Raw genomic sequence first — 25465 nt, 5'->3', positions numbered from 1 at the left:
GGATTGAAATCCCTGTGTAGTAAGAGTTTTTCCCGCCATATGCGATATATGGCGACTTTCGTATGGTTTTCAGTCCGCCGGCCCGGAATCGGACATTGCGGCCGCGCGCACACCGCGCCGATAGGCCTCCGCCGCTTTTTCGATTAATCCGCGGGCGCGCAGTGTGTCGCCCAAATGCAGTGCGGTAGCGACGAGTGCGCCGCGTAGTTCGGCCTTTTCCTGTGCCGTGGCGGCTTCTTCGAGTAGCGCGGTCGCCTCGGTCAGGTCGCCGCGCGCGCGGGCGATGAGTCCCAGTAAGCGGAGAACCTCCGCCCTCGCCTCGATATCGGGGGATCGATCCAGAAGCGGCCGGATCCCCTCGGCGAGTTCGGCCGCCTCGTCGAGCTCCCCTTGGCGGCGGCGGACGTCGGCGAGCTCGATGGTCGCGCCGAGTACGCCCTCCTGTGAGCCCGCCTTCGCGAGAAGATCGCGGGCGAGCCGTAACTCGGCGTGCGCCTCCTCGAGTTTCCCCAGCCGTCGCCACAGGAAGCCGCGGGCCCAGCGGCTCCGGGCGGCGTCACGGTCGTAGCCGATCGACGTAAAGAGCCTCAGTGCCCGCGAAAGGTCCTTCTCCGCGCGGTCGGCCAGGCCGATCTCCTGCCACAGTTGCGCCGCCTGCCGGTGGTACCGCGCGGAGATGTCCTTGCGGTGCGCGGAAGGAAGGACGCGGCGGCCTTCTTCGGCGGCCCGTCGCGCCCGGCGCAGCGCGCCCATTTCGATGAGGGGGTGGATCAACGCGGTCAGCAGCGCCAGTTCGGCATCCGGATCGTCCGTGCCGGTGGCGCGAAGCTCGGCGAGCGCCGTTTCGACGAGCGCGACCGACGCGCCCAGATCGCCCGACAGCGCGCGGCAGGCGGCCAGCCGGTTGACGATCATCGCGCGCAACCGGGGCGAAGCGGCGTCGACGAGCTCCATGGCGTGCGCGAAACCCTTGTCCGCCAACGGGATGTCGTAGCGCTGCCACTGGACTTCGCCGAGATAGAAGCGTGCGTGGCATTGGACGTCCGGCAGCCGGTACTCGGCCGCGCGCCGCTCCACCCGGGCGAATTCGTGCTCGGCGGCTTCGAGGCCGCCCTTCTGCAACTCGCGGTACGCGGTTTCGAGCGCGTCGGTGAGTTCTTCGGCCGCGCCCGGCGGCCGGTCGAAGCGGAGTTCGTCCGGAGTGAGGCCGAGCCGTCGCGCGAGGTGCGAGAGCACGTCGTCCGAGGGCAGTCGGCCGCCCGACTCGACCTTGGCGAGGAAGCCGCGGTCGTAGCGGGGTTCGGCCAGCTCGCGCTGGGTCAGCCCGCGTGCCCGGCGCAACCGCCGGATCCGCGCGCCGAGTGGTTCTGCCCCGTTCGGCTTGGACGGCACCCCGACCACGGTAGACGATTTCCCGGCGGATACCCGCCGACAACGCCTGGACCCGGTGACTTTCGACCGAAACGGACATATTGACTGGTGGCGTTCCGGGCGCTAGCGTCTTGCGCCATAAAAAGGAAACTTTCTTAACTAATTCACGAGCGGGGCGCCGATGATGGTGAGTTCCTGGTCCCGGGCGGTGGCCGCGGTGTCGGCACTGGTCCTCGGGGGTTTGACGGTTCCGGCGGTTTCGGCCGCGGCGGCGGTACAAGGTGAGGTCCGGGTCGACCAGGTCGGCTACGGCATCACCGAGACCAAGCACGCCTATCTCCTCTCCAGCGCGCCGGGTTCGTTCTCGGTGATCGACGAACGCGGCCGGACCGTCCATCGTGGACGGACCGGGCCGTCGCTCGGCGCGTGGAACGCGAAGTACCCGGCGGTGTACCAGCTGGACCTGTCGAAGGTCTGGCTGCCGGGCAAGTACCGGATCGAGGTCACCGGCGAGACCAAGGCGACGTCGCCGACGTTCCGGGTGGACACCAAGCACCGGCTCTTCACCCCGCTCGTCCGCGCCACCAACGAGTTCTTCCAGGCGCAGCGCGACGGCGACGACATCATCCCCGGCCGTCTCGACCGCAAGCCCTCGCATTTGGCGGACAAGCAGGCCACGATCTACGAATGGCCCGCGTTCGGCGGCGAATTCGGCGACGAGATCACCGAACCGCTGAAGCCGGCGGGCGGGCCGATCGACGTCGAGGGCGGCTGGGTCGACGCGGGCGACTTCGTCAAGTTCACGTCGAACACGGCGTACTCGCTGGCGGAGATGGGTTATGTGCTCCGCGAGGGCTACGACCCGGCGCTGGCCAAGGAGGTCAAGCTCGGCCTCGACTGGCTCGACAAGATGTGGGACCAGAACGGCAAGACGCTCTACGCCCAGGTCGGTATCGGCACGGGCAGCGACAAGTTCGGCTTCCTCGGCGACCACGACGTCTGGCGGAACCCGCACGACGACGACCCGCTCGACGTGAAACCCGGCGACCCCATGTACTTCGTGAAGCACCGGCCGGTCTTCCCGGCGAACCCCGGCGGTTCCGCGCTCAGCCCGAACCTCGCCGGCCGCGTGGCCGCCGCGTTCGCGCTCGGCGCGCAGGTCGAGGCGAAGCGGAACCCTTCGCTGGCAAGGAAGTACTTCGCCGAGGCCGCCTCGGTTTTCGCGCAGGCCAAGACCGAGAACGTCGGTGAACTGGTCACCGCCTTCCCGCACGCGTACTACCCGGAATCGTCGTGGCGGGACGACATGGAGCTCGGCGCGACGCAGCTCGCACTGGCCGCCAAGGCCCTGCGAGACCCGCGGTCGGCCGAGTGGACGCGGCAGGCGGCCCACTGGGCGAAGGCCTACATCGACGTCGAAGAGAAGAGCACGCTCAACCTGTACGACACCAGCGCGCTGGCGCACGCCGAACTGGCGAAGCTCCTGCGGCACGGTGTCCCGGGCGCGGCGCTGGGCCCGAAGGAGCTGATCGGCGATCTGCGGCGTCAGCTCGACGAAGGTGTCGCGAGCGCGGCTCAGAGTCCTTTCCGGACCGCCGTCTCGGTGAAGGAATTCGACGCGGCAAGCAAGAGCTTCGGATTCGCCGCGACCGAGCGGCTGTACGCGGACCTGACCGGTGACCGTCGGTACGCGGCGTTCGGTGCGCAGCAGCGGAACTTCACCCTCGGCGCGAACGCCTGGGGCATCTCGCTGGTCGTCGGGGTCGGCACCACGTACCCGCGGTGTCCGCACCACCAGGCGGCGAACCTCGCCGGAGAGGAGAAACTGCTCTACGGCGCCGTCGTGAACGGGCCCAACGGAGCGGAGAACTTCGAGCACATGGAGCTCCCGCCCGGGTCGAAGGAGTGCAAGAAGCCCTTCGAAGCCTTCGACACCCCCGAGTCCCGCTACGCCGACGACCTGGCGTCCTGGCCGAGCAACGAGCCCGCCATCGACTTCACCTCGACGGCCATGCTCGCGTTCGCGCTGACCGGACGTTCCTGACCCGTGTTCGCGGGGCCCGCTTCCCGGCGGGCCCCGCGTTCGCGTACCCGACAACTCCTGTTCGCGGCGATGCCGCCGCTCCGGACGGTGACGACGTCGTAGTCTTGGCGGGGTGAGTGAGACAAGCGAGTTCCCCGACGGCCAGTACCCGGAACGTCCGATCGAGCGCCACAAGGGCCCGGTCGTGCTGCGGCGGGATCGCCGCGACCAGGGCAGCACCACCGACCAGCGCCTGCTGGACTCGCGGGGTCCGAGCGACTGGGTGCACACCGACCCGTGGCGCGTGCTGCGGATCCAGGCGGAGTTCGTCGAGGGCTTCGGCGCGCTGGCCGAGGTGCCGCGCGCGGTGACGGTGTTCGGTTCGGCGCGGACCAAGCGGGACCACCCGGAGTACGAACTCGGGCGCAAGATCGGCGGCGCGCTCGCGAACGCGGGCTTCGCGGTGATGACCGGCGGCGGCCCCGGCGCGATGGAAGCGGTGAACCGCGGCGCCAACGAGGCGGGCGGGTTCTCGGTCGGCCTCGGCATCGAGCTGCCGTTCGAGCAGGGGCTGAACCCGTGGGTCGACCTCGGCGTCAACTTCCGGTACTTCTTCGCCCGCAAGACCATGTTCATCAAGTACTCGCAGGCGTTCATCTGCCTGCCCGGCGGCTTCGGCACGCTCGACGAGCTGTTCGAGGCGCTCACCCTGGTGCAGACGAAGAAGGTCACGAAGTTCCCGGTCGTGCTGTTCGGCAGCGACTACTGGGGCGGCCTGTACGACTGGATCGCCAAGACGCTGCTCGCCGAGGGCAAGATCGGCGAGAAGGACCTCGACCTGCTGCACGTCACCGACGACATCGACGACGCCGTGCGTGTCGTCCAGGAGTCGTACCAGGCATGGGAGGACACCCACTGATGGCAGCGCCGCGCCGGATCTGCGTGTTCTGCGGTTCGTCGATGGGCTTCGACCCGCGATACGCCGAGGAGGCTCGTGCCCTGGGCACGCTGCTGGCCTCGCGGGGGATCGGGCTGGTCTACGGCGGGGCGTCGGTCGGGACCATGGGCGTCGTCGCGGACGCGGCGCTGGCCGCGGGCGGCGAGGTGATCGGCGTGATCCCCGAGGCGCTGGGCTCCGTTGAGATCGCGCACGCCGGCCTGACCGAACTGCACGTCGTCGCCGACATGCACCAGCGGAAGGCGAAGATGGCGGCGCTGTCCGACGGCTTCCTCGCGCTGCCCGGCGGCGCGGGGACGCTGGAGGAACTGTTCGAGGTCTGGACGTGGGCCCAGCTCGGGCTGCACGAGAAGCCGATCGGGCTGGTCGACGTCGGCGGGTACTACGCGCCGCTGCTGAAGTTCGCCGATCACATGGTGTCGGAGGGCTTCTTGTCGGCGGGGTACCGGGACATGCTTTCGATCGACTCGGACGCTTCGGTGCTTCTGGACGGCTTCGCGGACTACGTGCCGCCGCCTCGGCCTAAGTGGGCTAAGTAGGGCTTTCGGTTGCGTTGGTCGTGAGTGCCCGCTCGGGCTGCACGAGAAGCCGATCGGGCTGGTCGACGTCGGCGGGTACTACGCGCCGCTGCTGAAGTTCGCCGATCACATGGTGTCGGAGGGCTTCTTGTCGGCGGGGTACCGGGACATGCTTTCGATCGACTCGGACGCTTCGGTGCTTCTGGACGGCTTCGCGGACTACGTGCCGCCGCCTCGGCCTAAGTGGGCTAAGTAGGGCTTTCGGTTGCGTTGGTCGTGAGTGCCCGCTGGGTCTGCCGGCTGGCGCTGCGGTGGTCCGTGAAGGGCCCCTTGAGGGACCCAGAGTCCGTGAGGGCCTCCTTCACTACCTTGAGGGTAGGTAAGGAGGCCTTCACGGACCGGACCGCGGGCAGTGGGGGAGCAAGGGACCTTTGCTACCACCGGGGGGTGTGTGGATATGGGGACGTTGAGTGTCCCTATATCCACACACCCCCCACTCCGCGTAGCGGCGCCTACCGACTGTGTGGATTTTGGTGCGTCAGATGACCCGAAATCCACACGGTCGCCGCGCCGACCTGCGGAAGGGGAGCAAGGGACCTTTGCTGCCACCCCACCCCGGGCAAAATCGTCAGGCAGCGCTCTGATCAGGCCGTTTGTGGTACGAGTCGACGTACTCCTGCCCCGAAAGCTCCAGGATCGCGTACATGATCTCGTCGGTCACCGAGCGCCGGATCGCGGGCGACGAGTCCTGCCCTTCGTACCGCGAGAAGTCCAACGGCTCGCCGTAGGTGACGGTGATCTTCGCCCGCCGCGGGATCCGTTTCCCGGCGGGCTGCAGGCCTTCGGTCCCGGTCAGCGCGACGGGCACCACCTTCGCGCCGGTCGCCAGCGCGAGCGCCGCGACACCGGTGTGCCCGCGGTGCAGCCGCCCGTCCAGCGAGCGGGTGCCTTCCGGATAGATCGCGAAGGCGCCGCCGGCGTCGAGCACCTTCCGCGCCGCTTCCAGCGCGGCGAGACCGGCCTGCGCGTTGCCGCGTTCGACCGGGACGTAGCCGAGGCCGCCCAGGAAACCGGCCATCATTTTGCCCTTGAGCCCGCGGCCGGTGAAGTACTCCGCCTTGCCGAGGAACTTGACCTGCCGCATCGCCGTGAAAGTGATCACGCCGGTGTCCAGCGCCGCCCGGTGGTTGGGTGCCAGCAGCACCGCACCGGTGGCGGGGATGTTCTCCACGCCGCGGATCTCGGGGCGGTACAGCGCTCTGACCAGCGGTCCGAGCACGAATCGGACGAGTAGCGGTAGCAAGGTTCCTCCATCGACAGGGTGTCGGACTCCAGCATGGCACGATCACTACTCATGAGTTGGTTCGAGCGGCGTACGTGGCAGAACCCCGGCTGGACGGTCGAAGACATCGTCGCTGCGAAGGGTGACCGCACGGTTTCGGTCGTGCTACCGGCACTCGACGAAGAGGACACCGTCGCCCAGGTCGTCGGGACGGTCCGGCCGTTGCTGGGCACGGTCGTCGACGAGCTGGTCGTGATGGACTCGGGGTCCACCGACGCCACCGCCGAGCTCGCCGCCCGCGCCGGCGCGCGGGTGGTGCACCGCGAGGACGTGCTCCCCGGGCTGCCGCCGGTGCCCGGCAAGGGCGAGGTGCTGTGGCGGTCGCTGGCCGCGACGACCGGTGACGTCGTCGTGTTCCTCGACTCCGACCTCGTCGACCCGGATCCGGCGTTCGTGCCGACCCTGCTCGGGCCCCTGCTCTGCGAGGACGGCGTCCACCTGGTCAAGGGCTTCTACCGGCGGCCCCTGCGGCTGGAGAGCAGCGGCGGCGGCCGGGTAACCGAGCTGCTGGCGCGGCCGGTCCTCTCGGCGCTGCGCCCGTCACTCTCGGGGCTCATTCAGCCCCTTGGTGGCGAGTACGCCGCGACGCGCGAGTTCCTCGAGTCGGTGCCCTTCGCGGCCGGGTACGGCGTCGAGATCGGGCTCATCCTCGACGCCGAAGCGCGCTACGGCCTCGAAGGGCTCGCTCAGGTCAACCTCGGCGTACGCAAGCATCGCAACCGCTCGCTGCTTCAGCTGGGCGTGATGGCGCGCCAGATCCTCGGGACGGCGCTCGCGCGCTGCGGCGTCAAGTCCGACGACCCGGCCCAGCTCACCCAGTTCGCGCAGGTGGGTGACGAATGGCTGCCGGAGGTCGCCGAGGTGTCGGTGAGCGACCGGCCGCCGATGCGGGAAGTGCGCGGTCTAGAGGCGTAGCACCTCGTCGAACCCGGCGACCTGCGACTCGCGATGCGTCACCAGGACGACGGTGCCGCGCGCGGCGGCGAGCACATCGGCCAGGACGGCGTCGCCGTGCGCCGGATCCAGCCCCTCGACGGGCTCGTCCAGTACGAGGATCGGCGGTGCCGAGAGCACTGCTCTCGCCAGGATGAGCCGCTGGCGTTGCCCGCCGGACAGCGTGTCGCCGTCGGAGCCGACTTCGCGATCCAGCGGCAGATCGAAACCGGCCGTGGCGCACGCGTCGAGCAGTTCGGCGTCGGACGCGCCGGGTTTCGCGAGCAGCAGGTTCTCCCGGACCGTCGTGTGGAAGACGTGCGCGTCCGCGAGCGCGCCCGAAATCACCGAGGGCAGCAGCGTCGGATCGTAGGTCTCCAGCGGCTTCCCGTTCAGCAGCGCCCGCCCGGACGTCGGCGCCACGGCACCCAGCAGGACGTTCAGCAACGTCGTCTTCCCGGCCCCGCTCGGCCCCACGATCCCGACGCGTTTGCCCGGCGGCAGGTCGAGGTCGACGTCGTCCAGTGCCGCGGCCCTTCCCGTGAAGTGGACGCCGACGCCTTCGAGCCGCAGATGTCCCGGTTCGGGCACCGCGGTCCCGCGCGCGGGCGGCGGTTCGGTCAGCAGCGCGCGCACCCGCTCGGCCGACGCGCGGACCTCGACCCAGCGCTGGGCGGCCGCGGTCAGCGGGAGGACCAGCTCGAACACGGCCAGTGCGGCCAGCGCCAGTGCCGCGGTCAGCGGCGGTGAAACCCCGGCGGTCAGCGCGATCGCGACGCAGGTCAGCAGCTGGACGAGGATCCCGGCCGCGGTCAGCAGGCTCGTCCGGTTCGCCGTCGCCCGGTCCCGGGACGCGAGCGTGTCGACGGCGGTGTGCGCGGCGTCCACAGTGGACTCGTGGACGCCGTAGGCGATCAGCTCGCGTCGCCCGGTGATCAGCTCGACCGACCGTTCGGCGAGGTCGGCGCGGGCCGGAGCGCTCGCTTCCGCCGCCGCCCGGGTGATCCGCACGCACAGCCACGGCAAGCCGATCCCGGCGACGGCGAGCCCGAGCGCCAGCACGAGCCCGGCGGCCGGGCTGACGATCAGCGCGACCGTCGTCGACACCGCGCCGACGAACGCGGCGACACCGGCGGGCAGCAGGCAGCGCAGGATCGCGTCCTGCACCGCGTCCACATCGGACACCAGGCGGGTGACGAGATCGCCGCCCGAATGCCGCGAGACCCGGTGCGGCAGCAGCGACGTGTACACGCGGGTCCGCAAGGCGCCGAGATAACGCAGGACGACCTCGTGCCCGGCGAGCCGTTCCGCGTACCGCAGCCCGCCGCGCAGCAACGCCAGCGTGCGCACGGCGACGATCGCCACGGTGAGCGACGCCAGCGGCGGCTGCTCGGCCGCCTTCAGCAGCAGCCACGCGGCGGTGGCCATCAGCGCCAGCCCCGCCAGCTCGGCCCCGGCCGCGATCAGCCCGGCACGGACCAGCCGTACGACGTCCTTTGTGGACACTCCCCAGACGTTCACACCAGTTCCCGTTCTCTCAGTGTTCGTCGGTGAACCCGCGTCCGCGATCGACGTCGGCAGGACGCTGGTCGGTCATTCACCTCGCCGATGCGGAGGTGGCGTCCTGCCACCGCGATAGCGGGGCCTTCGGCCGTGGCGGGTTCACGCGTTCGGTCACCGCCCGAGGTGCATCTTCAGCTCCGCCTACTGCCAGTACGACGCCATCGTGGACTTCGAGGACGCGGGTGGCCAGCGCGGCCATCGCGGGCCGGTGGGCGACCAGCACCGCGGTCCGGCCGGTGAGCAGTTCACGGGTCGCGCCGAGCACGGCGGCTTCGGTTCCCGCGTCGAGCCTGGCGGTCGGCTCGTCGAGCAGTGCCAGGCCCGCCTCGGTACGGGCCAGCGCCCTGGCGAGGCCGAGCCGTTGCCGCTGACCGGCCGAAAGGGGCGCGCCCAGTTCGCCGATCCGGGTGCGGTAGCCGTCGGGTAGTCCGCGCACGACCTCGTCGAACGCCGCCGCGCGTGCCGCGGCCTGGACGTCCGGCACCTGGCCCATGGCGATGTTCTCCTCGACGGTCCCGGTGAACAGCGTCGGCCGCTGCGGCACCCACGCCGTCCCGGCCCGCCACGCGGCCGGATCCAGGTCGCGCAGGTCGACGCCGTCGACGAGGACCCGGCCGGACGTCGGCGTGACGAAACCCAGCAGGACCGCCAGCAGCGTGCTCTTCCCGGAACCGCTGGGCCCCACCAGCGCGACGTGCTCACCCGCCTCGATCGTCATGTCCACTTCGGACAACACGGTCTCGTCGCCGTACGCGACGCTCACCTTGTCCAGCACGATCCGGGGCGCACCGCGGCGGGCCATCCGCGAACCCCCGGCGACGTCCTCCGTGCGGACGGCCAGCGCCTCCCGCAGCGTGGCGAGGCCTTCCGCGCTGGCGTGGAACTTCGCTCCCGCCGCCCGCAACGGCAGGTACGCCTCGGGGGCGAGCAGCAGCACGAGCACCGCGGTGTGCACGACCATGCCGCCTTCCAGCAGCCGGAAGCCGATCGGCACCGCCACGAGCGCCACCGAGAGCGTCGCCACCAGTTCCAGCACCAGCGCGGACAGGAACGCGACCCGCAGTGTGCGCATGGTCGCGTCGGTGTGCGCGTCCGCCATCGCCCGCACGGTCTTCGCCTGCGCCTCCGCGCGGCCGAACACCTTGAGCGTGCCGAGTCCGCGCACGACGTCGAGGAAATGCCCGCCCAGCTTGGAAAGCAGCGACCACTGCTTGGCGGTCTTCGCCTTCGTGTGCTGCCCGACCAGGATCGCGAACACCGGGATCAGCGGCAGCGTCGCGAGGATGATCAGCGCCGACGACAGATCCGCGGCGAACAGCCGGACGAGCACCGCGACCGGGATGATCGCCGAGAGCACCACCGTCGGCAGGTAGCCGGTCAGGTAGGCGTCGCTCGCGTCGATGCCCTTGGTCACCAGGGTGGCGACCGCGCCGGGATTCTCCGCCTCCGCGCCGAGAAGCCGTTTGCGCAGACCGGATTTGACCGTCGCCGCGAACCGTCCGCCGACGGAACCCTGGACGCCCGCGAGCAACGCCCGCACCGCGATGGCGGCCACGAGCGTCCAGGTCACACCGCCGCCGGTGAGCAGCGTCGCGAGGCCGTCGGCCTGGACGAGGATCGCCGCGGCGGTCAGCGTGCCGAGGACGGCCAGTACGCCGAAATGGCGGCGCAGTCCGGGAAGGGGAGGCATCTCGGGCTCCTAGAAGTGCAGCAGCGAACGCTGGTCGACGCGGGTGCCGTGCCTGCGCCAGGTCACCCACTGCACGGCGGCGATCGCCACCAGCGCGGGCGGCAGGACGATGGTGAGCAGGCCGAGCATCTCGGTGCTGGTGGCCGCTTCCGCAAGGCTCAGCGAGAAGCCTCCGTCCACAGAGGACACCAGCGCGTCCGGCAGGCGCAGGGTTCCGACCGCCAGCACCGGCGACGCGGACAGCGTCATCGTGGCGACCAGCGCCGCCTTGTGCCGCCCCGCGCGCAGGGCCGCGGCCGCGACGCCCAGCGCGCCGAACGCCAGCACGATCGCGGGCAGCACCGACCACGACGCGGTGGTCTCGACGGCGCCCCAGACGACCGCCACGACCAGGAACGCGAGCGACGGCGCGAGCAGCGCCTTGGCGATCCGGTTCGCGCGGGCGGTGAACTCCGCCGGCGCCCGGACGGCCAGGAAAGCCGCTCCCTGCAAGGCGAACAGCGCGACGAACCCGGCACCCCAGAGCAGCGCGTACGGGCTGAACACCGCGAGGACGCCGCCGGCCGGTTTCCCGGCCGCGTCGAGCGGGAGCCCGAGCACGAGATTGCCGAGGAACACGCCCCAGGACACCGCCGTCACCCAGGCGCCGACGGTGATCGCCAGCGTCCAGGCACCGCGGCCCGCGTCCGGCCGCCTGCTGCGCAACTGCACCGCCGCGGTGAACGTGACGAGCCCGAGCAGCAGGGTGACGACCGGAAGGTACGCCCCGGAGAACACTTTCCCTTCCAGATGCGGGAAAGCGCCGAACAGGACGCCGACCGCGGCCACCAGCCACACCTCGTTGGCCAGGAAGAACGGGCCGAAAGCACCGAGCACGCGCCTTCGCCCGGCCTCGTCACGGCTGAGCCTGCCGAGCAGCATCCCGACGCCGTAGTCGTAGCCCGCCAGCGCGAAATAGCCGGCCGTCAGGAAACCGAGCACACACCACCAGAGGATCACCATCGGTCAGACTCCGCTCAGGACGGGAAGTTCGGTACGGGGTGCGGCCGTCTCTTCGACGGCGTCCGGGCCGCGTTTGGCGACCCGCGACATCAGCACCCAGTCGGCGATCGCGAGCACCAGGAACAACAGCGTGAAAGCGATGAAGGAGAACAGGATCTGCCCCGCCGGGATCGCCGCGACGGCGTCGGCGGTGGTCAGCTGCCCGCGGATCAGCCACGGCTGACGGCCGATCTCCCGCACCAGCCAGCCGAGGATCGCCGCGACGAACGGCAGCGGGATGGCCAGCACCATCACGTACAGCAGCGGCCGCACCTTGGTGATCCAGTTCCGGAAGAGCAGCAAGGTGCCGAGGATCGAGGCGAGGAAGGCGATGAACCCGATCTGGATCATGAAGCCCAGCGAGGCGCCGACCAGCGGATCCGGTGAGCTGAGCTTGTCGCCGTGGTATTCGCCCAGCGGACCGAACTGGCCGAACCCGAAGCCGATCACCAGTGTGCTGCCTGCCAGCGAGGCGAGCACACCGATCCGCATCGAGCGCCGGAAGAACTCGATCTCCTTGGTGCGCTTGATGAAGTGGTACGCGCTGACGCCGACCACGAAGAAGCCGCCGGTCATCAGCGCCGCGCTCAGCACGTGCGGCAGGGACATCGTGAGCGCCGGGTTGGTGAACAGGGCGCCGAAGTCGTCGAGCTTCAGCACGCCGTTCTCGGCGTGGGTGCCGACCGGGTTCTGCAGGAACGAGTTGGCCACCATGATGAACAGCGCCGAGGCGTACGCGGTCAGCGTGACCAGCCAGATCAGCGTCAGGTGGACCCATTTGTTCAGCCGCCCCCAGCCGAAGATCCACAGCCCCAGGAAGGTCGATTCGGCGAAGAACGCCACCAGCGTCTCGATGGCCAGCGGCGCGCCGAAGACGTCGCCCGCGACCGCGGACAGGCCGGTCCAGGTGAGTCCGAACTGGAATTCCATCACGATTCCGGTGACGATTCCCAGCGCGTAATTGATGACGTAAAGCTTGCCCCAGAAGCGAGTCATCCGCGTGAGCTCCGGCTTGCCGCCGAACGCGGAGCGTGTCTGCATCACCGCGACGAGTGTCACGAGCCCCAGTGTGAGCAGCACGAACAGGAAGTGGAACGAGGTCGTCGTCGCGAACTGGAGTCTCGCGATCGGGAGTGCGTCCATGTCGAGGCACTGTATACGTAGGCTGGCTACATGTAGCCACTAAATCTATGAAATCGGGGTGATCTCGGGGACATTCCCTGAGGCCGGTCCGGGAAAGTCCCGGCTACCCTGGTATGCGGCGATGTGTAGACTGTCTATCTATGAAGGCCGACAGTCTGCGCGGGCACCTCGACGCGCTGCTCCTCGCCGTCCTCGACGGCCGGAAGCTGCACGGGTACGCCATCATCGAGGCGCTCCAGCTCCGCAGCGACGGTGCGCTCGACCTGCCGACGGGCACCGTCTATCCGGCGCTTCGCCGGTTGGAGCGCGCCGGATTCCTCGCCAGCGAGTGGGACGTCGTGTCCGGCCGTAAACGTCGTACGTACAAGCTCACCCGCTCCGGGCAGAAGGCCTTGGCGGCGGAACGAGCGGAGTGGCAGGAGTTCACCACCGTGATCGGTGGTGTCCTCGGGGGGAGCACGGCATGAGCACGATCGACGCCTATATCGGCGATCTGGACGCCCGGTTGCGCGGGCCGTCGTCGGCGAAGACCGATCTGCTCACCGAGGCGAGGGACGGGCTGACCGACGCGGCCGAGGCGTATCGCGAGGGCGGTGCCGACGAGGCGGAGGCCGAGCGCCGTGCCGTCGCCGACTTCGGCCCGGCCTCGGTGATCGCCCGCGAGTATCAGGCCGAGCTGGCGTTGCGCGGCGACATCGGCACGCTGTGGAAGGTCATCGTCGGCGTGCCGCTGATCCAGGTGACCTGGGAGCTGGCGCGGATCTGGACCTACGGCGACTGGAGCCGCTCGGGGAAGGCGAACCCGGAGTGGTACGTGGCCGTCATCGAGCTGTTCGGCGTCCTGGTCCTCGTTCCGGCCGTGATCGGAGCGGTCTCGCTCTTCGGCGCGCGCAGGCTGGGACGCAGGCTCGACAGCGTGAGCCTTGGCAAGGTGACGCGGTGGACGGTGGGCGCGGCGGCGGGCACGAACCTGCTGGCGCTGCTGCTGCTCACGGTGAGCACCGCGGTCCTCGATCCGTCCAGGATGAACGTGAGCGTGGTGTGCAACGTGGTGGCGCTCGGCTGGGTCGCGTTCAGTTTCTGGCTGCTCCAACCGGCTTTCCGGCCCCGGCCCGCGCTCGCCGCATGAACGCGATCGAGGCCTACATCGGCGACCTGGACGCCCGGTTGCGCGGGCCGTCGTCGGCGAAGACCGATCTGCTCACCGAAGCCAGAGACGGGCTGACCGACGCGGCCGAGGCGTATCGCGAGGGTGGTGCGGACGAGGCGGAGGCCGAGCGCCGTGCCGTCGCCGACTTCGGCCCGGTGGACCTGATCGCACGTGAGTACCAAGCGGAACTGGGGCTCCGGCGCGACATCCGTGTGCTGTGGGAGCTGATCGCCGGTGTCCCGCTGCTGATCCTCGGCTGGGATCTCGCGCGGGGCTTCGCCGATTGGTCGGAGCTCGGCACCGCGCCGTCCTGGTACCACCGCGCTATCGGCACGGCCGACACGCTCGCGGCGTTGTCCCCGGCCGTCGCGGTCGCCGGATTGCTCGCGGCACGGTTGCTCTCGCGGCGCACGGGCGGCCCGCCCGTCGCCCGCACGGTCTCGTGGTCGCTGGCCGGGGCGGTGGGTTTGAACCTGCTCGCGATCGCGACCTACGGCGGCGCGACCGGACTGCTGGAGCCTGCCCGCATGCTCGTCAGCGTGCCGTGCGCGGTCATGTCGGGAACCTGGATCCTGTTCAGCATGCGGCTCGCGGTCGCCGCGCGGAGCCGGAGAGCCACAGCATGGCGGTGATCGAGGCGTACCTCGGGGAGCTGCGTGCCCGGCTGGACGGCCCGGCGTCGGCGAAGCGGGATCTGCTGCGTGAAGCGCGGGACGGGCTCAACGACGCCGCGGACGCGTATCGCGACGGCGGCTGGAGCGAGCACGAGGCGCAACGCCGCGCCGTCGACGATTTCGGGCCGGTGCATCTGATCGCGCGGGACTACCAGGCCGAGCTGGGGATGCACAGCGGCACCCGCACGCTGTGGAAACTGATCCTCGGCGTGCCGATGATGCAGCTCGCCTGGGAGTTCGCCCGCAAATGGACCTTCGGCGACTGGTCGCAGCTCACGACGCCGACGCCGGGTTGGTACAAGTACGTCGCCCAGTTCACCCACGGCTCGGTGTTCATCGTGCCGATGCTGGGCGTGCTCGCGCTGGTCTCCATGCGCTGGCTTTCCCGGCGGATGGACGGCACCCGGCTGGTCAGGACGGCCGGCGTGCTGATCGGCGAGGCCGTCGGGCTGAACCTGCTTTCGGTGGCGCTGCTGGTGATCGCCACCGGGTTCATCGACGCGTCGAGGCTGTTCCTGTCGGTGCCGTGCGGGATCCTCATGGTGCTCTGGGTGGTGCTCAGCGTGCGACTCGCGTTGCTGGCGCGACGATCGTGGCGTTCGTGTGCCACGATCGTGGCGTGACGACCGCCCTGATCTATCTCGTAGTCATGCTGCTGGTGGCCGCCGTGGTGTTTCTGCTGGCCGCCGTGGTGTTCGGCAGGGGCGAGGAGCTGGCCCCGCTGTCTCCCGGCGGCTCGCCGACCAGGCTGCCCGCCGAGGACATCACCGCCGAGGACGTCCACGCCGTCCGCTTCCAGATGGTGCTGCGCGGCTACAAGATGTCCGAAGTGGACTGGGTGATGCGGCGGCTCGGCGTCGAGATCGAGGACCTGCGGGCCAAGGTGGCCGAACTGGAGGCCGAGCGCGAGGGCGCCAGGTGACCGATGTCGTCGTCTCCGTCGACGTCGCGGTACCGGCCGGGACGGCTTGGCTCGCCCTGACCGACTGGGAACGCCAGGGCGAATGGATGCTCGGCACCGAGGTCAAGGTCGTCGAGGGCAACGGGCGCAGCGTGGGTTCGAAGCTGTCGGCGTTCACCGGTGTCGCCGGGATCGGCTTCACCGACACCATGGAGATCACCGGCTGGGAGCCGCCGCTGCGCTGCGTCGTGCGGCATCTCGGCAAGATCGTGCAGGGCACCGGGGTCTTCCAGGTGATCGAGAAGGGGCCGCACGCCTCGACGTTCGTCTGGGCGGAGCATCTGCGGCCGCCGTTCGGCGTCGTCGGACGGCTCGGCTGGCCGGTCGCGAAACCGGGCTTCGAACTGGGACTGCGGTTGTGCCTGCAGAGATTCGTGAAGTACGCGGAGGGGTACCGGGTTGGCTGAGGCGGGTCTGCTGGGCGCGGACGGGATCAAGCGGTGTTCGTGGGGCAACTCGGCCCCGGACTACGCCGAGTACCACGACACCGAGTGGGGCGTCCCGCTCCACGGCGACGAAGAGCTGTACGAGCGCCTGTGCCTGGAGTCGTTCCAGTCCGGGCTTTCGTGGATCACGATCCTGCGGAAACGGGAGTCGTTCCGGAAGGCGTTCAAGGGGTTCAAGCCGAAGAAGGTCGCGGCCTTCACCGAAGACGACGTCGAGCGGCTGATGCAGGACGCGTCGATCGTGCGGAACCGGGCGAAGATCCTGGCGGCGATCAACAACGCGCGGGCGATCGAGCGGCTGGACGGTTCGCTTGACGACCTGCTGTGGTCGTTCGCGCCGTCTTCGCACACCCGGCCGCGGCGGATGACAGACGTCCCGGCGATCACGGACGAGTCGAAGGCGATGGCGAAGGAACTCAAGAAGCGCGGCTTCGTGTTCCTCGGGCCGACGACCTGTTACGCGCTGATGCAGGCGACCGGGATGGTCGACGACCACGTGAAGGACTGCTTCCGGGCCGCTTAGGAGCGGAGGTCTTCGGCCAGTCTGTGCAGCGCGCGGTAGCTGCCGTCGAGCTCGATCCTGTCGCCGTCGCGCAGTTCGATCACGCACCGCGCGGTGCGCGCGACGGGGATCAGGCCCGCCCAGAGGGAGCGGGTCTCGTACCTGACCGAGCGGACTTCGGGCCAGGTGATCGCGCACAGGACCTTTCGCCCGTGGACGTCGGCGAAACCACGTTCGAAGACGTAGAGGCCGCCTTCGAGTCGTCGCCTTGTCGACACGCACCACCAGAGGAAGAGCGGCGGCCACACGAACAGGGTGAGGGCGAGTGCTCCGGTCAGGTCACCTTCGCGGATGCCGAGCGCCAGCGCTCCCGCTAGCGGCGCGAAGGCGAAGAAGGTCCCGACGATGCCCGGACGGCGGCGATAGCGGCGGAGGCAGTCGCCGAGGTCGTGCTCGGCGGCTGCTGTCCGGAGGTGGGGCGGGATCACGCGCGGACGCTAGCCGTCGCGGTCCGGTACCGGTCCCGGCCTCGTGAGTGGCGAGGACGGTTAGAACCGTCCTTGGCACTCACGAGGCCCAAGGCGCTACTTGCCCTGGAAGTTCGGCTTCCGCTTGCCCACGAACGCCTCGACGGCCTCGGTGTGGTCGGCCGTCGCGCCCAGCGCGGTCTGCGCCGCGTCCTCGGCGTCGAGCGCCTCTTCGAGGGACGACTCGGCGGCGACGGACAGGACGTTCTTGATCTTCGCGTACGCGACCGTCGGCCCGGCCGCGAGCTTCGCGGCGACCTTCTGCGCGCGGGCGGCCAGTTCCTCGTCCGGGACGACCTCGCCGACCAGGCCGAGCGTCAGCGCCTCGGCGGAGTCGACCGTGCGCGCCATCAGCATCAGCTCGGCCGCGCGGCCGAGGCCGATCAGCCGCTGCAACGTCCACGACGCGCCCGAGTCCGGGCCGAGGCCGACGTTCGCGAACGCCATCAGGAAGTTCGCCGACGTCGCCGCGATCCGGAGGTCGCTCGCGTACGCGAAGGCCGCGCCCGCGCCGGCCGCCGGGCCGTTCACCGCCGCGATGACCGGCTTCGGCATCCCGACGATCGTCTTGACGATCGGGTTGTAGTGCTCCTTGACCGTGTGTAGCGGCGCGGGGTCACCCGCCTGCAGCAGCCCGACGTGCTCCTTCAGGTCCTGCCCGGCGCAGAACGCCTTGCCCGAACCGGTCAGCACGACCGCGCGGACACTGTCGTCGGCCGCGGCCTCGGTCAGGCCCGCCAGCAGCAGTTCCTTGAGTTCGACGGTCAGCGAGTTGTACGCCTGCGGCCGGTTCAGCGTGAAGGTGCGCACGCCGTCGGCGTCGGCGGTCAGCAGAACGTCGGATGTGGTCACGGGATCTCCTAGTCGGCGAAACTGCGGTCTGAGACGAAGTCTTTCAGCCTCGCGAGCCGCATACCAGCACCGATACGGCGGCAAAAGATCGGTCCGCGTTCGCGCTCGGCCGCTGATGAGGGACAATGGACAGTAGACCCGGCTGGCTTTGACGAGCGCGACCCGGGCGCGCCGGTTGAGACGGAGGGAGCACGCTATGGCGGCCATGAAGCCCCGGACCGGAGATGGTCCCCTCGAAGTGACTAAGGAGGGGCGGGGCCTCGTGATGCGCGTACCACTCGAAGGTGGTGGGCGTCTCGTCGTCGAACTCTCCGCGGAAGAAGCGAAGGATCTCGGCGCGGCCTTGCAGGAGGTCACCGGCTGAGCCGGACCGCACCAACGTTCAACCACCCGCACCCCGGTCTCCCCTCGGAGGCCGGGGTCGCGGTTCATCTGCGCCCGGAGGTCGCTCACTGTGCGTAACCCGCTACCCCCCGTTCCGGGGAAGCTGCTCGAACTCGAGGTCTCGGACGACCTAAGGCGCGGTACGCCGCTGGCCACGCTGATCGCGGCGCCGTCCGAAGAGGACGGTGACGCCGGACTCGCGGAGATCGGCGGCGTGCGGCCCACCGGCAAGGCCGGTGACGTGCAGACCGTGCCGACGGGCGCCGTCCGCTGGCTGGCGGGTGTCGGCGACGGCGAGCCGAAGCAGTACCGCAAGGCCGGTGCCGCGCTGGTCCGCGCCGTCTCCTCGGCGCTGGAGGAAGACGTCAAGGCGGGCCAGAAGGCGTTCCGCGCCTTCGCCGTCGAGCTGCCCGAGGACGCGGGCGCCGAGCACGTCGAGGAGCTCGCGTTCGGGCTGCTGCTCGGCGGCTACCGGTTCACGGTGACGGCCGAAGAGCCGAAGCCGAGCCTGCGGACCGTGCGCTTGATCACACGCCACGAAGTCGATTTGGAGCGTGTCCGCGAACTCGCCGCGGCCGCCGCGTTCGCGCGCGACCTGGCGAACACGCCGTCGAACGTCAAGACCCCCGCGTGGCTCGCCGAAACGGCCGCTCGTGTCGCCGGCGGCATCCCGAACCTGACCGTGACGGCGCGGGACGAGAAATGGCTGGCCGATCAGGGCTTCGGCGGTGTCCTCGCCGTCGGTGGCGGTTCGGCCGCGCCGCCGCGGCTGATCGAGCTGGAGTACCGGCCGCGCGGGGCGAAGACGCATCTGCTGCTGGTCGGCAAGGGCATCACCTTCGACACCGGCGGTCTTTCGATCAAACCGGCCGACGGCATGCACCTCATGCGCACCGACATGGCGGGCGGCGCGGCGATCATCGCCGCGGTCCGCGCGATCGCCGCGCTGCGCCTGCCGGTCAAGGTGACCGCGCTCGTACCCGCCGCCGAGAACCACGTGTCCGGTTCGTCGTACCGGCCCGGCGACATCGTCCGGCACTACGGCGGCAAGACCACCGAGGTGGGCAACACCGACGCCGAGGGCCGCATGGTCCTGGCCGACGCGCTCGTCTACGGGATCAAGAAGCACAAGCCGGACGCGGTGATCGACGCGGCGACCCTGACCGGCGCCATGAAGGTCTCGCTCGGTGTCCGCATCGGCGGCGTCTTCGCCACCGACGACGCGCTCGCGGAACGGGTCACGAAGGCGGGCGAGCGGGTCGGCGAGGCGTGGTGGCGGATGCCGCTGCTGGAGGACCTCGCCGAGACCGTGCAGGGCTCGCTCGGCGACGTCCGGCAGGCGCCGGGCGGCCCCGGCGGCATCGTGGCGGCGCTGTTCCTGCGGGAGTTCGTCGGGGACGTGCCGTGGGCGCATCTCGACATCGCCGGCCCCGCGCGGGCCGACAAGACCTACGCCGACGTCGTCCCCGGGGCCACCGGTTTCGCGGCGCGGACGCTGGTCGAACTGGCCGCCTCCTACTCCTGACCTGCGGTTTACCTGCGGGGTGGGAGCAAGGGACCTTTGCTACCACCCCGCAGGTCGACCTTGGGCATGGGCTGGGTCGGCGCGTCCCCGGCGTGGGCGGTGAGCCGCCGCGCGATCCCGGTCGCGGGGCCGGTCAGGTACCGGAAGACGAGCCACGCCGTCACGGCGCCGAGGACGAGTCCGGCGAGCACGTCGTGCGGATAGTGCGCGCCGACGAAGACCCGCGAGAAGCCCATCAGCACCGCACCCGGGAGCACCCACGGCGCGAGTCGCCGCCAGGCGAGTGCCAGCCCGACGGCGGCCGCCCCCGCGATCGTGGAGTGGTTGCTCGGGAAGGACCAGTCGCCGATCGGCGGGCAGTCGACGAGGGTGACGAGGTTCCGGCACGGCCGGTCCTCCTGGATCACGCTCTTCAGACCTTCGCTGATCAGGTACGCGATGGCGGTCGCGGCGGGCGGCAGCAGCGCCACGGCGATCCGGGCGGGTGAAGTGCGCGCCCGCCACAACATCCAGGCGAAGAGCGCCGCGAAGGCGAGCAGTCCTGCTTCGGTGAACAGGATTCCGGCCGCCTGGAGCCAGCTCGGGCTCTCGCCCGCCAACTCCACGATGTCGTCGTACATTCACCCGAAGTTAGCGAAAACGGCGCCCGCGCGTGGTGGACGAACGGCAGGGATCGACCCTGACGATCGTCACCAGGGTTGCGCGCGGACCCGCTCCCGGAACCGCAGTACGGCGGGCGGCAGGACGACGTCCTTGCGCCAAGCCAGCCCGATGGTCCGCCCGACCGGCGGCACCAGCGGGACTTCGGCGACACCCGCCGGGCTGCCCGGTTCGAAACGGGGGAGCAGCGCGACACCGAGCCCGGCCGCGACGAGTCCTCGGACGGTGTCGGACTCCTGCCCTTCGAAGGCGATCTTCGGCTCGAAGCCGGCCGCGGCGCACAGTTCGTCGGTGATGGTGCGGAGGCCGTACCCGGTTTCGAGGAGCACGAATTCCTCGTCCTTGAGGTCCTCGATGGCGGCGCTGGGCCGGTCGGCGAGACGGTGCGACGTCGGCACGGAGAGGAAGATCTCCTGTTCGGACAGCACGGCGGTGTCGAGCAGCGGATCGTCGACAGGGGCGGGCGCGAGCAGCGCGAGGTCGAGCTCGCCACTGGTCAGCCTGTCGACCATGTCCTGACGTGAGCCCTGGACCAGCGTGAACCGGACGCCCGGGTGGTCCGCTCGATAGCCGCGGAGCAACGTGGGGACCAGCGACCGGCCGAGCAGGTGCAGGAAACCGAGGACGATGTGCCCGGATTCGGGGTCGACCTCCTCGCGGGCTTGGCGGACCCCGGCGTCGACGGCGGCGAGCGCGCGCTCCGCGGCGTCGGCGAGCAGTTCGGCGGCCCGGGTGAGCCGGATGCCGCGGCCGTCGGGGACCGTCAGCGGTGCGCCGAGGGCCTCGCCGAGCGCCGCGATCCGGCGGCTTACCGTGGGCTGCGGGACGCCGAGCAATTCCGCCGCGCGTGTGACGTTCGTCGTGCGGCGCAGTGCGGTGAGCAGAGCGAGCTGGGGGGCTAGCTGGGCGGTCATCCTTTCATTCAGCACAGTATCGATTGTGGCAGATGAGCGTATTAGACGTATCGTTTAGCCAGGCTTAGCTTCGAGGACGTGCCTGCCCCCGGAACCACCCGCCGCGTGACGATCGCCGTCGCCGCGGCCGGGATCTCCTCGTTCGCGCTGCTCTACGCGCCGCAGCCGGTGCTGCCGCAACTGGCCGAGCAGTACCACCTCGATCCCGGTGGCGCTTCGCTCGCGGTGAGCGTCGCGACCGGCGCGCTCGCGATCGCCGTGTTGCCGATCGCGGCGCTTTCGGAAGTCGTGGGACGGCGTCCGGTGATCATCGCTTCGGTGGTCGCGTCGGTCGTGTTCGGTTTTCTGCTGCCGCTGGCGCCCAGCTATCCGGCGCTGCTCGTGCTGCGGGCGCTGCAAGGAGTCGCCATCGCGGGGTTCCCCGGTGTGGCCGCGGCCTACCTCGCGGAGCGGCTCGGCAAGGCCGGGCTGGCGGCGGCGGTGGGCGCGATGATCGCCGGGAACACCGTCGGCGGCATGGTCGGGCGGCTCGCGGCCGGGTTCACCGCCGGACCGTTCGGCTATCAGGGCGCGCTGCTCGTGGTCGCGGGGGTCGGGCTGGTCTGCACGGTGGTCACGGTGCTGGCCCTCCCGCCGGGGGAGCAAGGGACCTTTGCTACCACTTTCCCGGATCGGCGCAGGTCAGAGCGGTTTCGCGAGCAGGCCGCGGCGGTGCTCGCCGGGCTCGGCGCGGCCGTTCGGAAGCCGGTCCTGCTGGTCCAGTACGCGGTCGCGCTGCTGGCGATGGGCTCGTTCGTCGCGCTGTACAACGCCGCCGGGTTCCGCTTGACCGGCGAGCCGCTGAACCTCTCGCCCGCGATCGCTTCGCTCGTCTTCCTCGCGTACGCGATCGGCTCGGTCTCGTCGGCGACGGCGGGCAGGCTCGTCGGCCGGTTCGGGCGTCGCCGCGCGCTCGCCGGTGCCCTGCTGCTCACGATCGCGGGCGCCGCGTTGACCCTGTCCGACTCGCTGCCCATGGTCGTCGCCGGATTCGTGGTGCTGACCGGCGCGTTCTTCGCCGCGCACGCCGTCGCCAACGGCTGGGCCGCGGCGGAGGCGCCTGAGAACGCCCGCGGCCAGGTCGGCGGGCTGTACACGCTTTCGTATTACCTCGGCAGCAGCGTCGGCGGCGCCGTCGGCGCGACCGTGTACGGGCACGCGGGCTGGACCTGGCTGATCGTGCTCACCGCCGCCTGGCTGGCCCTCGCCGCGGTCGCGGTGCTGAAGGGGACTTTCCCCGCGTCACACGTGGTGAAAGCGCCCTTCGCCGCGTCCGATGCGGTGAAAGCGTCCTTCAGCCCCCGGCGGTAGCGAGTGGTAGCAAAGGTCCCTTGCTACGCGATCGCGGCGACCAGCAGCCCGCCGCCCACCGGCAACAGCGCCGGGACCAGCCGCTCGTCCTCACGGAAGGCCCGCGCGACCTCCCGGAGCGCGAGCGTGTCCGGATCGCGCCGTGAGGGATCGGTCACCCTGGTGCCCGAGACGTTGTGGAAGGCCAGTATCCCGCCGGGCCGCAGCAGCGCGACCGCCTTCTCGTAGCAACTCGGGTACTCGACCGGCGCCGAATCGACGAACACCAGGTCGTAGCCGCCGGGGGTGAGCCGGGGGAGGACGTCGAGCGCGCGCCCCATGATCAGCCGGGTCCGTCCCGGCGGGTAGCCGGCCTCGCGGAACGCCGCCCGGGCCGCCCGGTGGTACTCCGGCTCGATGTCGATCGACGTGAGGATCCCGTCGTCGACCATGCCGCCGAGCAGGCACAACCCGCTCACCCCGGCCCCGGTCCCGACCTCGACGACGGCCCTCGCCCGCAGCGTCGTGGCCAGAAATCGGAGAGTCGCACCCGCGCCCGCGCTCAGCGGACCGCACCCCAGATCGGCCGACCGCGCCCGCGCGGCGGCCAGTACCTCGTCGTCGGGGACGTAGCCGTCGACGAGATCGGCGTCGGCGGCCTCGGCAGGCGAGCCCGCATGCGTCCCGGAATTCACACGCGGAGGTTAGCGCTGCCTATCGCCAAAAGAGCAGAAGACTCCTGGTAACGACTTCTCAGCCTCCTCTCAGTCCAGTCTCACTAGAAACATAAGCAGGCCGGACAGACTGGTCCTCGACAACGGGAACACCGTGCTCATCGCCCGCGTTGGGTGGAGTAGTTGGGAGAAGACGCTGATGGAGGTGCCTACTTCCCCGATGCAGGAAACGATGCAGGACCAGCACGCGGATCAGGTCACGCCGGTGACGGTGGACGAGGCCGCATGGACGCCGCCCTCGTGGGACGAGGTCGTGCGTGAGCACGCCGACCGCGTGTACCGGCTGGCATACCGCCTGACCGGTAACGCCCACGACGCCGAGGACCTGACGCAGGAGACCTTCATCCGGGTCTTCCGCTCGCTCGCGTCCTACAAGCCCGGCACGTTCGAAGGCTGGCTGCACCGCATCACCACGAACCTCTTCCTCGACATGGCCCGCCGCCGTTCGCGCGTGCGGATGGAAGGCCTCCCCGAGGACACCGACCGCATCGTCGGTGACGACCCGAGCCCCGAGCAGGTCTACTCGGACACGCATCTCGACCCGGACCTGCAGGCCGCGCTCGACGAGTTGCCGCCCGAGTTCCGTGCCGCGGTCGTGCTGTGCGACGTCGAAGGTCTCTCGTACGAGGAGATCGGCGCCACCCTCGGTGTCAAGCTCGGCACCGTGCGCAGCCGGATCCACCGCGGCCGCCAGGCGCTCCGCGCTTCTTTGGAGCGTCGTCGCGCCGCGGCGCAGGAGTCTGCGAAGGTGGGGGTATGACCGCACCGCGAGGTTGGGGACTCCCCGAGTCGCATCTGCTTCCGGACGCCATCGTCGCCTTCGTGGACGGCGAGCTGTCCCTCGGCGCCCAGGACAGGGCTTCGGCGCATATCGCCCGTTGCCAGTCCTGCGCCGCCGAAGTGACCGCCCAGCGCCAGGCCGTCGCGGCCGTGAAGCAGGCTGGAGCCCCGTCGATGTCGGCGGGTTTCCTGGCCAGCCTGTGCTCCATCCCGCAGAACACCGAACTTCCCGGCACGCCGGACAACCTGGCGATGACCGCCGACGGCCAGCTCGTGGCCATCCAGCGGCCCGACCGGGTCGCCGGCCTTCGCGACACCGGAGTCCTGGGCGGTACAGGGGTTTTGGGAGGCACAGCGCCGTTGGGATCATCGGCGCCGCTGGGCCAGTCGCCGAACGTCCTCGGCGGCGGGCGGTTCGGTCTCGCCCGGCGGAAGTACGCGCAAGGCGCCGGAGTCGTCGTTTCGGGTCTGGTGCTGAGCGCCCTGGCCCTGGTCGCGACCTCGGGTGACGGCACCGAAGACCAGCCGGCCACCGGCTTCACCCCGCCTCAGGGCGTCAACGCCGGTCTGCTGCCCGCGCAGCTGGGCGGCGGCACCCAGCCGGAACCGCCGCGCAGCACCACGCCGAGCCCGAGCACGTCCAGCGTGCCCATGCCGGTGCCCGCCCGCTGAGCCGCTTCGTCAGGGCGTGACGAAGCAGATCGTCGCGCTCTTGAAGTTCGAAGTCCCGTAGCTCGCGTAGGAGACGACTTCCGCCGTGCCCTCGGCGCACGGACTGTTCACCACGCTCATCTGAGGAAAGACCTCGCTGATCCTCAGCCGTGCTGAGCCGCAGTCCTTCAGCGGAGGCGGTGTCTTCGTCCGGATGTCGTCGAAACACAGCCCGACCTGGGCGTTGATCGCCAAGCACAGGGCGACGCCGTTGCCGCGCAGCGGTCTCGGGACGGCGTACTTGTAGAAACCGTCCTTGCAGTCCCACTCGCCCTTGTCGACGCCGGTGAGGCTCACCGCGTACGGCGCTTGCGGCGAATCGCACGCCGTCTTGACGGCGTCGGCCTCCTTGCCGGATCCGGTCAGCACCACGCAATCGCCCTCGGTGAGCGTTTTGGCCTGCTTCTCCGGCCCCGAGATGTTGTTCAGCGTGACGATCACGCCGAACCCGCCGATGGCCACGACGAGCGAGGCCACGAGCAGGATGATCTGGGTCTTGGTGGAGAAGCGCTTCTTCTTGGGCGGCTGCTGGGGCCAGCCCTGCTGCTGCGGCCAGTGCTGCTGAGGTTGTGGCCGAGGCCAGTTCTCCGACATGGCCGTTAGACTGCCACAGGTGAGACATGGTTGCCTCAAGTGTCACATTTCTTGCCGGGTTCGGGGAATCAACGCGCACTTCACCGTGGTCACGGCAGAATCCAGGGTGAGGCTTGGCGTACTCTCGCGTCCGGCCAACC

28 protein-coding genes and 1 pseudogene are annotated in these 25465 nt (G+C 70.1%); 17 read left to right on the top strand and 12 right to left on the bottom strand.

Annotation, left to right across the window (positions count from 1 at the left end; all coding sequences use genetic code 11):
- Positions 1–69: 69 nt before the first annotated feature.
- The gene (locus MJQ72_RS36335; RefSeq protein WP_396426903.1) at positions 70–1392 is read right to left on the bottom strand and encodes a tetratricopeptide repeat protein; all 1323 of its coding nucleotides are present in this window, start codon (positions 1390–1392) and stop codon (positions 70–72) included.
- A 160-nt stretch (positions 1393–1552) separates the two neighbouring features.
- Between MJQ72_RS36335 and MJQ72_RS36330 the strand changes: the two genes are divergently transcribed.
- The 4 genes and pseudogenes from MJQ72_RS36330 to MJQ72_RS36315 all read left to right on the top strand — a co-directional run.
- On the top strand, positions 1553–3415 hold the full coding sequence (locus tag MJQ72_RS36330; RefSeq protein ID WP_240595555.1) for a glycoside hydrolase family 9 protein: 1863 nt from the start codon (positions 1553–1555) through the stop codon (positions 3413–3415).
- A gap of 112 nt (positions 3416–3527) precedes the next feature.
- A complete protein-coding gene (locus MJQ72_RS36325) occupies positions 3528–4313 on the top strand; it encodes a TIGR00730 family Rossman fold protein (protein ID WP_126736377.1) in 786 nt (261 codons plus the stop codon).
- Positions 4313–4891 carry a TIGR00730 family Rossman fold protein gene (locus MJQ72_RS36320; protein WP_192746931.1) on the top strand — a complete coding sequence of 193 codons (579 nt, stop codon included), beginning with the start codon at positions 4313–4315 and terminating at the stop codon, positions 4889–4891. Before MJQ72_RS36325 ends, MJQ72_RS36320 begins: the two co-directional genes overlap by 1 nt.
- Positions 4892–4922: 31 nt before the next feature.
- A pseudogene (locus MJQ72_RS36315) lies at positions 4923–5126 on the top strand (LOG family protein); the annotation flags it as partial.
- Between the two features lie 372 nt (positions 5127–5498).
- Here the strand turns inward: MJQ72_RS36315 and MJQ72_RS36310 are convergent.
- Positions 5499–6173: a 1-acyl-sn-glycerol-3-phosphate acyltransferase gene (locus MJQ72_RS36310; protein ID WP_240595554.1), complete on the bottom strand. Its 675-nt coding sequence runs from the start codon at positions 6171–6173 to the stop codon at positions 5499–5501.
- A gap of 51 nt (positions 6174–6224) precedes the next feature.
- Between MJQ72_RS36310 and MJQ72_RS36305 the strand changes: the two genes are divergently transcribed.
- Positions 6225–7127 carry a glucosyl-3-phosphoglycerate synthase gene (locus tag MJQ72_RS36305; RefSeq protein WP_240595553.1) on the top strand — a complete coding sequence of 301 codons (903 nt, stop codon included), beginning with the start codon at positions 6225–6227 and terminating at the stop codon, positions 7125–7127.
- Here MJQ72_RS36305 and cydC read toward each other — a convergent pair.
- From cydC to MJQ72_RS36285, 4 genes are all read right to left on the bottom strand, one after another.
- Positions 7116–8666 carry a thiol reductant ABC exporter subunit CydC gene (gene cydC, locus MJQ72_RS36300; RefSeq protein WP_240595552.1) on the bottom strand — a complete coding sequence of 517 codons (1551 nt, stop codon included), beginning with the start codon at positions 8664–8666 and terminating at the stop codon, positions 7116–7118. The two genes, MJQ72_RS36305 and cydC, sit on opposite strands and share 12 nt — an antisense overlap.
- Before the next feature lie 76 nt (positions 8667–8742).
- Complete coding sequence (gene cydD, locus MJQ72_RS36295; RefSeq protein ID WP_240595551.1) at positions 8743–10398, bottom strand: thiol reductant ABC exporter subunit CydD; 1656 nt, start codon at positions 10396–10398, stop codon at positions 8743–8745.
- Positions 10399–10407: 9 nt separating this feature from the next.
- The gene (locus tag MJQ72_RS36290; protein WP_240595550.1) at positions 10408–11400 is read right to left on the bottom strand and encodes a cytochrome d ubiquinol oxidase subunit II; all 993 of its coding nucleotides are present in this window, start codon (positions 11398–11400) and stop codon (positions 10408–10410) included.
- Between the two features lie 3 nt (positions 11401–11403).
- Complete coding sequence (locus tag MJQ72_RS36285) at positions 11404–12582, bottom strand: cytochrome ubiquinol oxidase subunit I (protein WP_240595549.1); 1179 nt, start codon at positions 12580–12582, stop codon at positions 11404–11406.
- 140 nt (positions 12583–12722) lie between these two features.
- Between MJQ72_RS36285 and MJQ72_RS36280 the strand changes: the two genes are divergently transcribed.
- From MJQ72_RS36280 to MJQ72_RS36250, 7 genes are read left to right on the top strand one after another with little or no spacing between them, the layout of a single operon-like run.
- Complete coding sequence (locus MJQ72_RS36280) at positions 12723–13049, top strand: helix-turn-helix transcriptional regulator (protein WP_005155407.1); 327 nt, start codon at positions 12723–12725, stop codon at positions 13047–13049.
- Entirely contained in the window at positions 13046–13711 is a 666-nt protein-coding gene (locus tag MJQ72_RS36275; protein ID WP_240595548.1) for a permease prefix domain 1-containing protein, read from the top strand. Before MJQ72_RS36280 ends, MJQ72_RS36275 begins: the two co-directional genes overlap by 4 nt.
- A complete protein-coding gene (locus MJQ72_RS36270; protein WP_240595547.1) occupies positions 13708–14364 on the top strand; it encodes a permease prefix domain 1-containing protein in 657 nt (218 codons plus the stop codon). The genes MJQ72_RS36275 and MJQ72_RS36270 overlap by 4 nt, the downstream gene beginning before the upstream one ends.
- Positions 14355–15029: a permease prefix domain 1-containing protein gene (locus MJQ72_RS36265; protein WP_240595546.1), complete on the top strand. Its 675-nt coding sequence runs from the start codon at positions 14355–14357 to the stop codon at positions 15027–15029. The genes MJQ72_RS36270 and MJQ72_RS36265 overlap by 10 nt, the downstream gene beginning before the upstream one ends.
- Positions 15026–15328: a DivIVA domain-containing protein gene (locus MJQ72_RS36260; RefSeq protein ID WP_240595545.1), complete on the top strand. Its 303-nt coding sequence runs from the start codon at positions 15026–15028 to the stop codon at positions 15326–15328. Before MJQ72_RS36265 ends, MJQ72_RS36260 begins: the two co-directional genes overlap by 4 nt.
- Complete coding sequence (locus tag MJQ72_RS36255) at positions 15325–15774, top strand: SRPBCC family protein (RefSeq protein ID WP_240595544.1); 450 nt, start codon at positions 15325–15327, stop codon at positions 15772–15774. The genes MJQ72_RS36260 and MJQ72_RS36255 overlap by 4 nt, the downstream gene beginning before the upstream one ends.
- Positions 15767–16336, top strand: a complete 570-nt coding sequence (locus tag MJQ72_RS36250) for a DNA-3-methyladenine glycosylase I (protein ID WP_315860787.1) — start codon at positions 15767–15769, stop codon at positions 16334–16336. The genes MJQ72_RS36255 and MJQ72_RS36250 overlap by 8 nt, the downstream gene beginning before the upstream one ends.
- Here the strand turns inward: MJQ72_RS36250 and MJQ72_RS36245 are convergent.
- A complete protein-coding gene (locus tag MJQ72_RS36245; RefSeq protein ID WP_240595543.1) occupies positions 16333–16803 on the bottom strand; it encodes a hypothetical protein in 471 nt (156 codons plus the stop codon). The genes MJQ72_RS36250 and MJQ72_RS36245 overlap by 4 nt on opposite strands.
- Before the next feature lie 96 nt (positions 16804–16899).
- Positions 16900–17694: an enoyl-CoA hydratase/isomerase family protein gene (locus MJQ72_RS36240; RefSeq protein WP_240595542.1), complete on the bottom strand. Its 795-nt coding sequence runs from the start codon at positions 17692–17694 to the stop codon at positions 16900–16902.
- Positions 17695–17890: 196 nt separating this feature from the next.
- Between MJQ72_RS36240 and MJQ72_RS36235 the strand changes: the two genes are divergently transcribed.
- Both MJQ72_RS36235 and MJQ72_RS36230 read left to right on the top strand, forming a co-directional pair.
- Positions 17891–18058, top strand: coding sequence for a DUF3117 domain-containing protein (locus tag MJQ72_RS36235; RefSeq protein ID WP_005155393.1), 168 nt, complete (start codon positions 17891–17893; stop codon positions 18056–18058).
- 90 nt (positions 18059–18148) lie between these two features.
- On the top strand, positions 18149–19603 hold the full coding sequence (locus tag MJQ72_RS36230) for a M17 family metallopeptidase (protein ID WP_240595541.1): 1455 nt from the start codon (positions 18149–18151) through the stop codon (positions 19601–19603).
- 8 nt (positions 19604–19611) lie between these two features.
- Here the strand turns inward: MJQ72_RS36230 and MJQ72_RS36225 are convergent, their stop codons facing one another.
- Both MJQ72_RS36225 and MJQ72_RS36220 read right to left on the bottom strand, forming a co-directional pair.
- Complete coding sequence (locus MJQ72_RS36225) at positions 19612–20223, bottom strand: phosphatase PAP2 family protein (RefSeq protein ID WP_240595540.1); 612 nt, start codon at positions 20221–20223, stop codon at positions 19612–19614.
- Between the two features lie 69 nt (positions 20224–20292).
- Entirely contained in the window at positions 20293–21177 is an 885-nt protein-coding gene (locus MJQ72_RS36220) for a LysR family transcriptional regulator (RefSeq protein WP_240595539.1), read from the bottom strand.
- A 105-nt stretch (positions 21178–21282) separates the two neighbouring features.
- On the opposite strand from MJQ72_RS36220, the gene MJQ72_RS36215 reads away from it, so the two are divergent.
- Positions 21283–22527: an MFS transporter gene (locus MJQ72_RS36215; protein WP_240601505.1), complete on the top strand. Its 1245-nt coding sequence runs from the start codon at positions 21283–21285 to the stop codon at positions 22525–22527.
- A gap of 23 nt (positions 22528–22550) precedes the next feature.
- Here MJQ72_RS36215 and MJQ72_RS36210 read toward each other — a convergent pair whose 3' ends face one another.
- Entirely contained in the window at positions 22551–23201 is a 651-nt protein-coding gene (locus MJQ72_RS36210) for an O-methyltransferase (RefSeq protein ID WP_240595538.1), read from the bottom strand.
- A 199-nt stretch (positions 23202–23400) separates the two neighbouring features.
- Between MJQ72_RS36210 and sigE the strand changes: the two genes are divergently transcribed.
- Together sigE and MJQ72_RS36200 are read left to right on the top strand one after the other, a co-directional pair.
- The gene (gene sigE, locus MJQ72_RS36205) at positions 23401–24000 is read left to right on the top strand and encodes an RNA polymerase sigma factor SigE (RefSeq protein ID WP_016331450.1); all 600 of its coding nucleotides are present in this window, start codon (positions 23401–23403) and stop codon (positions 23998–24000) included.
- Positions 23997–24692, top strand: coding sequence for an anti-sigma factor (locus MJQ72_RS36200; protein WP_240595537.1), 696 nt, complete (start codon positions 23997–23999; stop codon positions 24690–24692). Before sigE ends, MJQ72_RS36200 begins: the two co-directional genes overlap by 4 nt.
- Positions 24693–24701: 9 nt before the next feature.
- On the opposite strand, the gene MJQ72_RS36195 is transcribed toward MJQ72_RS36200, so the two are convergent.
- Positions 24702–25325 (bottom strand): hypothetical protein, encoded by a 624-nt coding sequence (locus tag MJQ72_RS36195; RefSeq protein WP_240595536.1) that lies wholly within the window; start codon positions 25323–25325, stop codon positions 24702–24704.
- Between the last annotated feature and the right edge of the window lie 140 nt (positions 25326–25465).

This window comes from Amycolatopsis sp. EV170708-02-1 (assembly GCF_022479115.1).
In the GTDB taxonomy this organism is placed as follows: Bacteria; Actinomycetota; Actinomycetes; order Mycobacteriales; family Pseudonocardiaceae; genus Amycolatopsis.
This window is presented reverse-complemented; position numbering and strand designations above follow the sequence as displayed.

Bases quoted from the DNA above. Each gene is read 5' to 3' on its own strand.
- MJQ72_RS36225 (WP_240595540.1), bottom strand. From the start codon at position 20,223: ATGTACGACGACATCGTGGAGTTGGCGGGCGAGAGCCCGAGCTGGCTC.
- cydD (WP_240595551.1), bottom strand. From the start codon at position 10,398: ATGCCTCCCCTTCCCGGACTGCGCCGCCATTTCGGCGTACTGGCCGTC.
- MJQ72_RS36270 (WP_240595547.1), top strand. From the start codon at position 13,708: ATGAACGCGATCGAGGCCTACATCGGCGACCTGGACGCCCGGTTGCGC.
- MJQ72_RS36235 (WP_005155393.1), top strand. From the start codon at position 17,891: ATGGCGGCCATGAAGCCCCGGACCGGAGATGGTCCCCTCGAAGTGACT.
- MJQ72_RS36290 (WP_240595550.1), bottom strand. From the start codon at position 11,400: ATGGTGATCCTCTGGTGGTGTGTGCTCGGTTTCCTGACGGCCGGCTAT.
- MJQ72_RS36305 (WP_240595553.1), top strand. From the start codon at position 6,225: ATGAGTTGGTTCGAGCGGCGTACGTGGCAGAACCCCGGCTGGACGGTC.
- MJQ72_RS36265 (WP_240595546.1), top strand. From the start codon at position 14,355: ATGGCGGTGATCGAGGCGTACCTCGGGGAGCTGCGTGCCCGGCTGGAC.
- MJQ72_RS36275 (WP_240595548.1), top strand. From the start codon at position 13,046: ATGAGCACGATCGACGCCTATATCGGCGATCTGGACGCCCGGTTGCGC.
- MJQ72_RS36280 (WP_005155407.1), top strand. From the start codon at position 12,723: ATGAAGGCCGACAGTCTGCGCGGGCACCTCGACGCGCTGCTCCTCGCC.
- MJQ72_RS36285 (WP_240595549.1), bottom strand. From the start codon at position 12,582: ATGGACGCACTCCCGATCGCGAGACTCCAGTTCGCGACGACGACCTCG.
- MJQ72_RS36200 (WP_240595537.1), top strand. From the start codon at position 23,997: ATGACCGCACCGCGAGGTTGGGGACTCCCCGAGTCGCATCTGCTTCCG.
- MJQ72_RS36330 (WP_240595555.1), top strand. From the start codon at position 1,553: ATGATGGTGAGTTCCTGGTCCCGGGCGGTGGCCGCGGTGTCGGCACTG.
- MJQ72_RS36220 (WP_240595539.1), bottom strand. From the start codon at position 21,177: ATGACCGCCCAGCTAGCCCCCCAGCTCGCTCTGCTCACCGCACTGCGC.
- MJQ72_RS36320 (WP_192746931.1), top strand. From the start codon at position 4,313: ATGGCAGCGCCGCGCCGGATCTGCGTGTTCTGCGGTTCGTCGATGGGC.
- sigE (WP_016331450.1), top strand. From the start codon at position 23,401: ATGCAGGAAACGATGCAGGACCAGCACGCGGATCAGGTCACGCCGGTG.
- MJQ72_RS36195 (WP_240595536.1), bottom strand. From the start codon at position 25,325: ATGTCGGAGAACTGGCCTCGGCCACAACCTCAGCAGCACTGGCCGCAG.